This window comes from Bartonella sp. P12B (assembly GCF_055796185.1).
The window spans coordinates 146,469-158,840 of sequence record NZ_JBTTDI010000002.1; the positions used below are offsets into that span (position 1 = coordinate 146,469).

The window sequence follows — 12,372 nt, forward strand, 5'->3', positions numbered from 1 at the left end:
CTTTTTTAACTGTATTTTCATATAGTTTTTTTCAAAACAGATTTAGTAGGCAACGACATCCACTTGATGATTACCACGCCACACATAAAAAAAGTTAAAGTCGGTAAGACAAGGTAATAAGACGGTGGAATTGTTGCAGGGAGAAAAGAAATGGTACTTAATGCCGCTATTGAGAATATTCTTCCGCTAAAAGATGCAGCACCGACAATGCCGGAAATATGTTGAGTTTGTTTTTGGTTAAGCTCTGAAAAAAACAAACTCTTTGCACCTATCGGTACAGTGCAAATAAATCCATGAATCAATGAAAATGCGATAATTGATGCAGCAATTTGACTGCTATGGACAAAAAAATAAAGAGCCATACACATCAGGGTAGAAAAGAATGAAAAACACTTTATAGAGTTTTTATATTTTTTATCGAGTACGTGATATTTAGACATCAGAGAATTAGAAAAATACTGAGCTGAGAAAGCGCCAGCATGGCAGAACATGAGTACCAGCATCTGTGAATTATTAAGGTGGTCAATTTTGCCACCTGAGAGTATTATCGGTTGCCAAAAGTGATAAATAACCTGAATGCCCGCGCTGAACAGGCACATCAGCAAAATAAACCATGCTCCTCCCACAGTGTTTTGAAATATCCAGAGTGTTTCCTTAGCATTTTGTAGGATAGTTTTGGTTTTTGTTCCTTCACTCATGAATATTTTTTCTTCAGGAATGATAAGGAATATAAAGAAAATTATTCCCATCATCAGGCTTGAGATAATATATCCTATGAAATATTGCCCAAAATAATATATCGTTGCAATTCCTATGATACCGCTGACAATGCTACCAAGAGAGTTTATCTGGTGAGCGAGATGTGCATAATGAGAAAAGCGGTCTTTTTTACTGCCTAAAGAATGGTAAATCCAGCCGTCAATGGCACTGGTAATGAGGCAAATTCCCGCTGCATAGAGAATTTGTGCAATCATAAGCGCTGTCATATTGGGAGCTTGAAGACAAAGAAAATAAAACACTCCTGTCAGAAAAACTCCAACCGTGACTGAGTATTTATGTCGATATTTGTCAGCTAAAACAGCACAAGGAAAATCAAGAAGCAAAACAGTTATTGAAAAGGCAATTTGCAGCAAAGCCAATTGGGATAGAGTAACCCCCATAGACATTAGAAAAATGGCGTGATAAACACCAATGAGCATTCGTATTGCATGGTAAGATCCATAGGTTACAGCAAGTATTCGAGGTCTGTTCATCAACTTGTCCCACAAACTTTGCAATGAGGATTCTTTTCTAAGCAACGCTCTTCTGTGAAAAGTTTGCTGCTCCATATCCCTATACGGCGATCAATGGACAGGAGCTCACCATAACCACCCAAAAATTTAAGAGCATCATTAGCACACATAGCCGCTGAAAGAGCATTCACAGGAGGAAACGTCGCAACTTTAAAATTATTATTAATAGCAGCGCAAACCTCATAGATTAAACCATCGCTTTTTTCGGGAAGATTTCCTATCGATGAACCGCATACATAGCAACCGGTTTTTCCAGGTATATAAAAAGGTCCAAATACAGCAATATCATTGACATAGCCGGAATTTATATAAGCTTGTTTATTTTTTATACACCATTCGTTTATCCATGGGACTAAATGGTCAGGTTCATCAGCAGAAATGATCCACAAATCGGCTTTAGGCAATTTGCTAATATCTTCTTTTATAGTGATCGACATTTGTAATTCGCTAATCTCTATTTGACTATTCCTTTGTATAAACTCACGCTGAAGAACAGTCGTCTTAGGAAGACTAATATCTTGTTCAGTAAAAAGAATTTGTCTGGTAAGACTGGTTATCTCGATTACATCATTGTCGACAAGAATTAACTTTCCCACGCCAGAGGATGCAAGTATCGCTGATACATGATTACTAACTCCCCCATCCCCTAAAATGACTACCACTTTTTGTGAAAAGATACGTTGAATAGACTCTGGATTCATACCGTAACTTTGATAATAGAGATGATTTCTCGAATATCGATTATTGAAAATATTATCCGATGTCTCTGCTAACACAACGAAATGATTGGAAAAAAGAAAGTCAAACGCGCGGTTAAAGTCTTCTCTCAACATGATTGATGATAGCGAATTATAAGCTTCCTCTATCGTCTTTTTCTCGATCCATTGTGCCGCGAGAAGTACAAAATTTTCCCAGCCTTTTTTCTTATTGATAACAAACTGCTTTGAACCGGCACCGAAAATTGCATTCTCTTTACGGACAAGAACACGGATGTATTTTCCTAAAATATATTGACGTTCCATTGCCCCCCATTTATTCATTAAATAAACTTTCCCCTGAAAAATTATTTTAGGGAAAAGAATCTTCCTTATCAATTAAAACCTATATGATCCATAATACCCCCCCTCTTCTTAAATATTGTTTCCGTTATTCATCACTCCTGTGATAAAAATGAGCTTGAATCAAAACATCATTATTATCAATATGTTTTATGTGACCTAGCATGAATGTTCTTACAAAATACGCATCGAGTTCCTTAGAAAATAGAAAAAACCTCATGCATAAGAACTCTCTTTTGCCTCAGGCAACAATACGCGAAGCTTGATGTTATCAGGTTTTATTTTCTATGGCACTTAGTTAGCTAACTTCAACAAAACGCAAATGGCGTACCCTACAGATTTATTCACTTTCTTTGATGGAGATGAAAGCAATTTTATTTTCAACGAAACTCTCAATGAGATTTTGCCTGATGCTTGTACTTTCCAACTTTAATTGGATTATTTTGATTCAATCAATCATAGGTGTATTTTGTTACATTCCAACAATAGAGAGAAAATACAGAAGGAAACTTTGTCACTAACGCACAATTTTAAACAGCACTCAAATTCAATACATCCACCAACCTCTACCTTTTTAGCAAATGAATTTTGGTAATCTGTCTTTATTCTTGATAATCAAAATATGATTATAAAACAATGATTTATTTATCAAATAGTTTATCTTTGGTCTGACTTGGTTTTTCTTCCTTATTATCCATTGGTAAAGGAACAGGATGATCAGATAAACTACGCAAATAAAGCAAAAGATCAGCACGATCTTGGTCATTTTTGATCCCACGGAAAGACATAATGGTTCCTGGGAACGCTTTACGTGGTGATTGTATATAACGATCTAAAGTTACAAAATCCCATTTTTGATTAGAATTTGCACGCAACACTCGTGAATACGCAAAGCTTGGTGCCGCTGCCAAAGGACGGTTGACTATGTCCCAAAGCACTGGACCAACACGACCAGATTCATTGCGTCCAGAGGTATGGCATATAGCACATTGGTGAAAAATTTTACGCCCATTTTCAAGATTAGCTTGTTGAAGACGATCTGTTAGAGACAAAGAACTCTCAGATGTATGCTGTTTCTCTTTAAATGCTTCATTCTTTGCAACTGGATGAGGATGTTGAACTGATGGAGAATTATCGTAGATTATATTGCTGAGTGTAGAAATCCCTACCACCATAATCAGCACAAAAAGGCAAGCAAAAACAAAATAGACGATAGTCGAGCGATTCATAAAAACTTAAATGTTCATCTTTTCATTACTACTTTGTAGTTTAAGCTTTTTCCTTATAAGATACAATATTATAAATGCATGACACACGGTATTTGGAACATTACAATGGCACTTGAACCTATTATTCTTATCCCTGCTCGCATAGGCTCAACCCGCCTACCCCAAAAAGCTCTCGCCGAGATTGCTGGAAAACCAATGATTGTTCATGTTGTTGAACAAGCAAAAAGAGCTGCAATAGGACGTACTCTCGTTGCAACAGATCATAATGATATCGCCAAAGTTGTTACGACTTATGGGCATGAATGTATCATGACCTCTTGTGATCATAAATCTGGATCTGATCGCATTTATGAAGCCTTAACGCGTATTGATCCTGAACAACGCTACAATACCATTTTGAATTTACAAGGTGATCTCCCAACAATAACACCTCATGAGATCACCAGTACTTTACGCCCTCTAGAAAATAATCTTACTGATATTGCAACTTTGTGTGCCAAAATCATTGAGGAAGATGAGAGGATAGATCCTAATGTTGTCAAAGTTATTGGTACACCGCTTTCCCAAAATCGCCTTCGTTCTCTTTATTTTACCCGTGCAACAGCGCCTTACGGAGATGGCTCCCTTTTCCACCATATTGGAATCTATGCCTATCGACGCGAAGCACTTGAAAAATTTGTAGGGCTTAAACCCTCTCCACTTGAGCAACGTGAAAAGCTTGAACAATTACGCGCATTAGAACATAATATGCGTATTGATGTAGAAATAATTGAGACTATTCCCTTAAGCGTCGATACACAACGTGATCTTGAACGAGTCCGTAAGATTCTAGCATGAAAATACTTAAAAAAACTAATAAGATCTCTTTCCAAGGAGAATATGGTGCAAATTCTCATATTGCTTGCTCCAATATGTTTCCCAATATGGATGCTGTGCCCTCTACTACTTTTGAAGATGCCCTCAACTTGGTAGAAAGCGGGCAAGCTGATCTTGCTATGATTCCTATTGAAAATACTCTTGCTGGACGCGTTGCAGATATTCATCACCTCTTACCGCAGTCATCCCTTTATATTATTGGCGAATATTTTTTGCCTATACATTTTCAACTCATGGTTTTACCGGGTGTTACGCTTGAAGAAATTAAAACCGTCCATAGCCATACACACGCCCTTGCACAATGCCGTAAAATTATACGCAACAATGGTTGGATCCCTGTAACCTCTGCTGATACAGCTGGAGCCGCAAAATTTATTAAAAAAGATGCAAAACGTTCACAAGCAGCCTTAGCTCCTCTGATCGCAGCTGAACTCTATGGTCTTGATATTATTGAAAAAAATGTTGAAGATAGTCCCCATAACATTACTCGTTTTGTCATCCTTTCGCGTTCTCAAAAACATGTACCAAAACCCCAAAATGGCGAAAAAATCATTACCAGTCTTCTTTTTCGAGTGCGCAATGTGCCAGCTGCCCTTTATAAAACTCTGGGAGGATTTGCTACAAACGGTATCAATATGACAAAATTAGAAAGCTACCAAATTGGTGGAAATTTCAATGCAACACAATTCTTTGTTGATATTGAAGGACATCCTGAAGAACCTATGATGCAACTCGCCTTAGAAGAACTATCTTTCTTTTCCGCTGAATTTCGTATTATCGGTATTTATCCGGCTAAAAACGATCGAGCACTCTATGTATGAAAGACACTTAAATTGGATAATTTTTGTGCGTAAGAAAGGACACACTTGAAACACAATACAAGTAACAACCCATACTTTTCTTTCGTCACCCCATTTTCCTCATATAGGAAAGAATTCTTTTAAAAAATATATCATTTTCTATTGCAATTTATTTCAAAGTGAAACCTGTAAACCTTCCAAATAAGGTCAAAAAATAACTTCAATTGCTACCAGAGCACATTAATTTGCCTTCAACTGTCTTGGACTTAAAAGCTAAAAATGATTTTTATAAAATTTACAAAATTAGAAAATGCACTTTAGCTCCACTTTTCGTTTTAAATTTTATCTTTTCTCTTTACGAAAACTAATTTATAATCCACATTCTAGAATAATTTACAATTCATATTCTGGGATAAAAGGAAAAAAATGAAAAAAATCTTCAGTCAAGGATTATTGATTGCCAATATCCTTATGTGCTCCAGTGTTGCTTTTGCTGGCTTTGGTGAGAAAGAATGGGATTTTGCGCCAGGTGAAAGTGTTGAGATTGGTACATCCGATAAAATGCATCACGGCGTTGAATACTCTTGTAAGGTGTTTAAGCCCAAGAAAGCATCTTTTACTTTATCTTACTCTTCCCCTTCTGATTTAAACAAATTGAAAATTGTTGCTGACGATGAAAAAAAGATAAAGCATAATAAAAAACAGCGAATCTTTAGGCTTCAAAGTATAACATCTCTCCAAATAAGCTTCCCTCCATCAGGAAATTATGTTTTTAAAAATATTACTAAGAAAAGGGTTGTTGGGAAAAATTGTGATACAGGAGACTACGATTGATAAGATTTCCAAGAGCCTTTAAGTTCATGTAGATTTCCGCAATTATTGAAGTAAGTTTTTAAAATCAGGTGTCGTGAATTATCGATACCTGTTTTTTTATGAGGGTTTGTATTTATTTAACAAAATCAAACTGTTCAAACTAAATTGCGAAACACTCAATACGTTAGATATTGAGTAAATTTTATAACCAATTAAATTATTTTATATTTTCATTAGTATAGATTTTTTTAACAAGGACATTATCTCCATCAAGAATTCATCCGTCATTTAAAGCAGTATAATATAGATTGCGTTGTGCTATTTTGTAATAATATTTTCCCCCCAATATTCCAATTTCAGCTTATTAAGTACCCTCATCTGTTGAGCCTTTCTTTTTTGTCACCGCAAAGTTCTCATAATTTTTAAAAAACTTCAAAAAATACATATTCTTGCCTAAAATTCTAAAACAGACTTAGTTAATTAGCGTCTCCTCAATATCGCACAAAATCAACACTTTTGTTCAGATCCATCACTCTATGATGAGTTCTTGGAATGAAAGTGAATGAATTCGTATCCATTGGTCATTCATAGTGCAAGATTGAACTCAAAAGAACACTTCTTTGTCGTTCTTATCATATTTTTTGTTTCTTAGCTTGATTTTTCATTTTAAATCGACAATATGGGCTTGGGAGGTTGGTAGTGGACGAACTACTCGCCAACTGGGTCAGGTCTGGAAAGAAGCAGCCCCAACGAGTTTTGGTACGGGTCATCGTACCAGCCTCCTTTTTATCGGATAAATTATATTTTTATCATTCAATAAAACGTCTCCACTGTTTTAAAATGATATGGTGGTGTGAAAAATAAAGACTTTGAGCTGTCTTTAAGAAAATTGTTCTATTTCTTCAAAAAATAATTTGATTGAGAAAAAATCCTTTTATATTAGAGTACAGTAGCAACTTGTGCTTTTGTGTTATAAAAATATACGCATAAAGAGTTTCAAAATTGGAATCGTTGATGGAAAATACGCCGGTAGAAACAACCTATCGTGTTCTTGCTCGCAAATATCGACCTCAGAATTTTTCTGACCTCATTGGTCAAGAAGCCATGGTGCGTACCCTCACAAATGCCTTTGACACAGGTCGCATTGCACAAGCGTGGATGCTAACAGGAATTCGCGGAGTGGGTAAAACCACAACAGCACGTATTTTAGCACGTGCCCTCAATTATAAAACACAAGAGATTAACCAACCAACAACCGTATTGGATACACTTGGTGAACATTGCACGCAAATCATTGAAGGACGTCATATCGATGTTATAGAAATGGATGCAGCTTCGCATACAGGTATTGATGATATTCGTGAAATTATTGAACAAATACGTTACCGTCCGGTTTCTGCACGCTATAAGGTTTATATTATTGATGAAGTGCATATGCTTTCAACACAAGCATTTAATGGCTTATTGAAAACGCTTGAAGAACCACCAGCGCATGTAAAATTTATTTTTGCAACAACAGAAATTCGCAAAGTTCCCATCACAATCCTTTCACGTTGCCAGCGTTTTGACTTACGGCGTATTGAATCTGCTATCTTAGTTTCACATTTGCGCCAAATTGCAAAATATGAAAACGTAGAGGTGGAAGAGCAGGCACTCTCTATGATTGCTCGCGCTGCAGAAGGCTCTGTACGTGATGCACTGTCCATTTTTGATCAAGCAATTGCTCATAGCCAGGGCAATGTTAGTGCTGTTGCTGTGCGCACAATGTTAGGATTAGCTGATCAAGCACGTATTATTGATCTTTTTGAATTCATCATGAAAGGCAATGTTGTCGATGCATTGCATGAATTACGCAACCAATATGATGCAGGCGCTGATCCTCTCACTATATTGACAGAATTGGCCGATTTTAATCATCTTGTAACACGTCTCCGTTTTACTCCAAACATAGCAGAAGATTCCTCGCTTACTGAAAATGAACGTTTAAGAAGCCTCAATTTTTCACAAAAACTTTCCATCCCTATTTTATCTCGAAACTGGCAAATGTTGCTCAAAGGCTTACAGGAAGTTAGTCAAACTGCGCATCCGCTTCAAGCCGCCGAAATGTTACTTATTCGTCTTGCACATACTGCTGATCTGCCAACCCTTGATGAAGCTTTGAAAAAAATTTCACAAGAAAAAACACCTCTCACAATTGTTCCAAATGCTTCCCACCAAGAGTTCACAAATGTAAATAATACGACAAAAGAAACAACTGAGTATACCTCTTCTGCTCCAGACGTTTCAAAAACATCACAAAATCAATCAGATATAAAAACATCATTGGAAAACCAATTAGACCATTCTTTACAACAAAAAGATTCAGCCAAAATTCAAAATCCTGAAAGCATTCATATTCCTGAAATAACAAAAACTTTTGAAACTTCTCCATCTGTTGATCCATCTCAAGATATTGTAAATTTATCGCATTCCACCACACAAACAGTAAAAGAGATGACTGAATCGCAACCCATCGTTATCGATTCCTTGCGCGATATGGTTAAATTAGCTGAACAGTATAATGATGATTCTTTCAAAATTTTTGTTAAAGAATTTGTTCATCCTGTATCTTTTCAACCAGGGCATATTACCTTAAGACTTTCCGAAAATGCTCCACTTTCACTTGCTCGTGATCTAGAAAAAACACTTTTTCAATGGACCAAGAAACACTGGACTGTAACTTTTGTTAATGAAGGAGGAGGACCAACCCTACAAGAAGAGAGTTTGGCTATCCAAAAAACTCTTTTTTCCAATGCGCAAACAGATCCTGATATTGCGAAAATACTTGACTATTTCCCAGAAGCAAAAATTGTCGATATTCGTTTGAATAAACAAGAAAACGATCTTGATTTACTCTCTAATACCTTTAAAAATGAAAATGATATAAACGATGAATAAGGATACCTCTTTCTATGCGTGAAATGATGAATATGATGAAAAAAGCTAAAGAAGTGCAAGAAAAAATGCAAAAAATGCGAGAAGAAATGGCGAATATGCAAGCCATTGGCTCTGCAGGCGGTGGTCTTGTAAATATCACTATAAATGGTAACAATAGCATAATAGCGCTTCAAATTGATCCTTCATTACTCAAACCTGAGGAGGTTGAAATTCTTGAAGATCTCATTATAGCAGCACATCATGAAGCTAAAACAAAAATTGAAATTGCTATAGAAGAAAAAACAAAAGCTATGACAGCAGGGCTACCACTTCCAACAGGTTTAAAACTTCCACTCTAATATAACCGGATTTATTTAATCCTGTGAGATAAAAATATGTCTAAATACATTGCAGGACCTGAGATTGAGCGTCTCATTCAGCTGTTAGCACGGATACCAGGTCTTGGTCCACGTTCAGCGCGTCGTGCTGCGCTTCATCTTATTAAAAAAAAGGAATCCTTATTGGAACCTTTAGGAGTAGCAATACAAGCAACTATAGACAAAGTTGGTCTTTGTTCTGTTTGTGGCAATGTAGATACAACTAACCCCTGTTCAATTTGTACAGATCCCCGACGCGATGATACGACAATTATTGTTGTTGAGGATATTGCTGATTTATGGGCTCTTGAGCGTGCAAAAATTTTAGCAGCCCGTTATCATGTTTTAGGCGGCCGGCTTTCACCCTTAGATGGGATTGGTCCAGATGAACTCAACATTGCGCCTTTAATACAGCGTGTTGTAACGAGCTCAATTACGGAGATTATTTTAGCCGTGAATGCTACTGTTGAAGGACAAACAACAGCTCACTATATTACCGATCAGCTTTCCAATTTCTCTATTAAAATTACTCGTCTTGCTCATGGAGTACCCGTAGGAGGTGAATTGGATTATCTTGATGATGGGACATTAGCTGCTGCATTACAAGCGAGAACCAATCTTTGAAACTACCCTTACTTGCCTATTACCTTCCTTGTCTATCCTTTTTTACTGTATAGGAAAATGCCCCCAAAAAGCCCCTCTCTTCTGAAAGATCTTGGACCTGGTGTTCTAACGTGTCTCCTTATATCCGCTTTAGCCTATGGCTTAGAAATTATAGAAAAACAGCTTTTTGCAGAAACGTGGCTTGAAAGCCTTGTCTTAGCAATATTACTAGGTTCTATTGCTCGTAGTTGTTTTACTTTTCCAAAATATTTTCAAAAAGGTATAAATTTTTGCGCAAAAACACTTCTCGAAATCGCTATCGTTCTTCTAGGTACAAGTATTAGCATCCATGCTGTTCTTTCAACTAGCTGGAGTTTGCTTGTTGGCATCGTATTTATTCTCTTTATCACTATTCTTATCAGTTTTGTTATTGGACGGCTTTTTGGGCTTTCTCCACATTTAGCAATGCTGGTTGCATGTGGTAATGCCATTTGTGGTAATTCCGCCATTGTTGCAACTGCACCTGTCATTAATGCAAAGCATGAAGATGTAGCCGCGTCAATTGCCTTTACCGCACTCTTAGGCGTTATTATCATTTTACTTTTACCCTTTTTACAGCCACTTCTCGATTTATCATTTAATCAATATGGCGTGCTTGCCGGCATGGTCGTTTATGCTGTGCCACAAGTTTTAGCGGCAACAGCATCTGTCTCTTTTCTAAGTGTTCAAATTGCAACAATTGTCAAACTAGTACGGGTTTTAATGTTAGGCCCTGTTATTATTACTCTATCAATTATTTATCGCCGCTCCGCAAAAACACGCTTACGTTTACATACACTCGTCCCATGGTTTATCATCGGTTTTATTCTTATGATGCTTGTCCGCTCAAGTGGTCTTATTTCTACAACAGCTCTTAACCCTCTCAAAATTATTGCTCAGTTGTTTACTGTTATCTCAATGGCAGCATTGGGATTAGGCGTTGATATTCGTTCATTAAAAAAAGCAGGATGGCGGGTTATCTTAGCTTCAACCTGCTCCATACTAATCCTTGCTGCTTGTAGCCTTATTATGATAAAATTAATTGATTTGAACCATATAATATTTTAAATATGCATCTTCTTAAAAAAGATTGCAAAATCAAAATATAGTAAAAAACAAACGAAATTTAAAAATACAGCAGTCTTTTGTGTGTCATATTATTCAATGAGAATATTTTTATGCTTATTCTTGCTATAGATACAGCTTCAGTCCATTGCGCTGTTGCGCTTACCCGTCGTAAATCTGTTATTGCCCGTATCAGCGAGCGCATAAATAAAGGACATGCCGAAAAAATCATTGGACATATTGCACAAATAACTGATCAAGCTAACGTTACTCTTAATCAAATTGATCGCATTGCTGTCAATATTGGTCCTGGATCATTTACCGGTGTGCGCGTAGGTGTTGCAACAGCAAAAGCTTTGGCATTAGCGCTTGAAATACCAGCTATTGGAGTAAGTGCACTCGAAGCATTAGCAGCACAAATAAGAAATAAAAATACCACGTCAGCAATCACTGTTGTTATTGAAGCAGGAAGAGAGATGTTCTACCATCAAAATTTCAAGGAAGATCTCACACCTTTGGGAGAACCAAGATTAAAAACAATTGAAAATATTATCAAAGATTTACCGCAGACAACAATATTAACCGGTTCAGCAGCTGGCACCCTTGAACTTTATATTGAAAACAATAAGCTTAAAAAAAATATTGTGCGAGATCAAACCCTCTGCGAAACAGCTGATGTTGTAAGCTATGCTCACCTTGCAGCAAATAAGAAACCACAAGATCCACCTCGCCCACTCTATTTACGCAATGCTGACGCAAAACAACAAACCGGTTTTGCTTTACCACGAAAAAAATAATGTTTAAATTTTCATCGACAAACAAGCATTTTAGAGCTGCTCCACTCCACGTTGATGATAGTGCTTCTCTTCATCAGATTTATCAGAATTGTTTCACCCCTGCTTGGGAAAAACAAGCTTTTGATCATTTTTTAACAGATCACTCTATCTTTGGATATAAAGCCACCCCCATTAATGAACCAGAGAAAATTTTAGGATTTTGCCTCTACCGCTTCATTCTTGATGAAGCAGAAATCATCACAATTGCTGTTCATCCACATTTCCGTCGACAAGGAATTGGCTCCTTGCTTATCGATAGCATATTTTGTCATCTTCACCACGAAGGAGCCATAAAACTCTTCTTGGAAGTAGAAGAAACGAATCTTTCTGCTTTGAATCTTTACCAACGTTTTAAATTTGAAAAAATTGCTAAACGTCCTGCCTACTACCAATCACACAACAGGCGGACAGATGCGATCCTTATGCAAAAAACTTTTAAGCAAATAGATTGAGATTTCTGTTAAAAAC

At 36.8% G+C, this 12,372-nt stretch carries 12 protein-coding genes and 1 other RNA gene; 10 read left to right on the forward strand and 3 right to left on the reverse strand.

What is annotated here, in order from left to right; genetic code table 11:
* Nucleotides 1–17: 17 nt before the first annotated feature.
* The 3 genes from AC0QT1_RS02220 to AC0QT1_RS02230 all read right to left on the reverse strand — a co-directional run bounded on the left by AC0QT1_RS02220 (nucleotide 18) and on the right by AC0QT1_RS02230 (nucleotide 3,579).
* The gene (locus tag AC0QT1_RS02220) at nucleotides 18–1,253 is read right to left on the reverse strand and encodes an MFS transporter (RefSeq protein WP_473201562.1); all 1,236 of its coding nucleotides are present in this window, start codon (nucleotides 1,251–1,253) and stop codon (nucleotides 18–20) included.
* Nucleotides 1,253–2,314 (reverse strand): ThiF family adenylyltransferase, encoded by a 1,062-nt coding sequence (locus AC0QT1_RS02225; protein WP_473201585.1) that lies wholly within the window; start codon nucleotides 2,312–2,314, stop codon nucleotides 1,253–1,255. The genes AC0QT1_RS02220 and AC0QT1_RS02225 overlap by 1 nt, the downstream gene beginning before the upstream one ends.
* Before the next feature lie 677 nt (nucleotides 2,315–2,991).
* A complete protein-coding gene (locus AC0QT1_RS02230; RefSeq protein WP_473201563.1) occupies nucleotides 2,992–3,579 on the reverse strand; it encodes a c-type cytochrome in 588 nt (195 codons plus the stop codon).
* Between the two features lie 105 nt (nucleotides 3,580–3,684).
* Here AC0QT1_RS02230 and AC0QT1_RS02235 point away from each other — a divergent pair, with 105 nt between their 5' ends.
* From AC0QT1_RS02235 to rimI, 10 genes are all read left to right on the forward strand, one after another.
* Complete coding sequence (locus AC0QT1_RS02235; RefSeq protein ID WP_473200112.1) at nucleotides 3,685–4,416, forward strand: 3-deoxy-manno-octulosonate cytidylyltransferase; 732 nt, start codon at nucleotides 3,685–3,687, stop codon at nucleotides 4,414–4,416.
* Complete coding sequence (locus tag AC0QT1_RS02240; RefSeq protein WP_473200111.1) at nucleotides 4,413–5,276, forward strand: prephenate dehydratase; 864 nt, start codon at nucleotides 4,413–4,415, stop codon at nucleotides 5,274–5,276. The genes AC0QT1_RS02235 and AC0QT1_RS02240 overlap by 4 nt, the downstream gene beginning before the upstream one ends.
* A gap of 405 nt (nucleotides 5,277–5,681) precedes the next feature.
* Nucleotides 5,682–6,089, forward strand: coding sequence for a hypothetical protein (locus AC0QT1_RS02245; protein WP_473200110.1), 408 nt, complete (start codon nucleotides 5,682–5,684; stop codon nucleotides 6,087–6,089).
* Nucleotides 6,090–6,756: 667 nt separating this feature from the next.
* An RNA gene (gene ffs / locus AC0QT1_RS02250) (signal recognition particle sRNA small type) lies at nucleotides 6,757–6,854 on the forward strand.
* Between the two features lie 228 nt (nucleotides 6,855–7,082).
* Complete coding sequence (locus tag AC0QT1_RS02255) at nucleotides 7,083–9,005, forward strand: DNA polymerase III subunit gamma/tau (RefSeq protein ID WP_473200230.1); 1,923 nt, start codon at nucleotides 7,083–7,085, stop codon at nucleotides 9,003–9,005.
* Between the two features lie 14 nt (nucleotides 9,006–9,019).
* Entirely contained in the window at nucleotides 9,020–9,343 is a 324-nt protein-coding gene (locus AC0QT1_RS02260) for a YbaB/EbfC family nucleoid-associated protein (RefSeq protein WP_473200109.1), read from the forward strand.
* Between the two features lie 36 nt (nucleotides 9,344–9,379).
* The gene (gene recR, locus AC0QT1_RS02265; protein WP_473200108.1) at nucleotides 9,380–9,985 is read left to right on the forward strand and encodes a recombination mediator RecR; all 606 of its coding nucleotides are present in this window, start codon (nucleotides 9,380–9,382) and stop codon (nucleotides 9,983–9,985) included.
* 57 nt (nucleotides 9,986–10,042) lie between these two features.
* Nucleotides 10,043–11,071 (forward strand): YeiH family protein, encoded by a 1,029-nt coding sequence (locus tag AC0QT1_RS02270; RefSeq protein ID WP_473200107.1) that lies wholly within the window; start codon nucleotides 10,043–10,045, stop codon nucleotides 11,069–11,071.
* A 110-nt stretch (nucleotides 11,072–11,181) separates the two neighbouring features.
* A complete protein-coding gene (tsaB, locus tag AC0QT1_RS02275; protein WP_473200106.1) occupies nucleotides 11,182–11,865 on the forward strand; it encodes a tRNA (adenosine(37)-N6)-threonylcarbamoyltransferase complex dimerization subunit type 1 TsaB in 684 nt (227 codons plus the stop codon).
* The gene (gene rimI, locus AC0QT1_RS02280; RefSeq protein ID WP_473200105.1) at nucleotides 11,865–12,356 is read left to right on the forward strand and encodes a ribosomal protein S18-alanine N-acetyltransferase; all 492 of its coding nucleotides are present in this window, start codon (nucleotides 11,865–11,867) and stop codon (nucleotides 12,354–12,356) included. Before tsaB ends, rimI begins: the two co-directional genes overlap by 1 nt.
* Nucleotides 12,357–12,372: the final 16 nt, after the last annotated feature.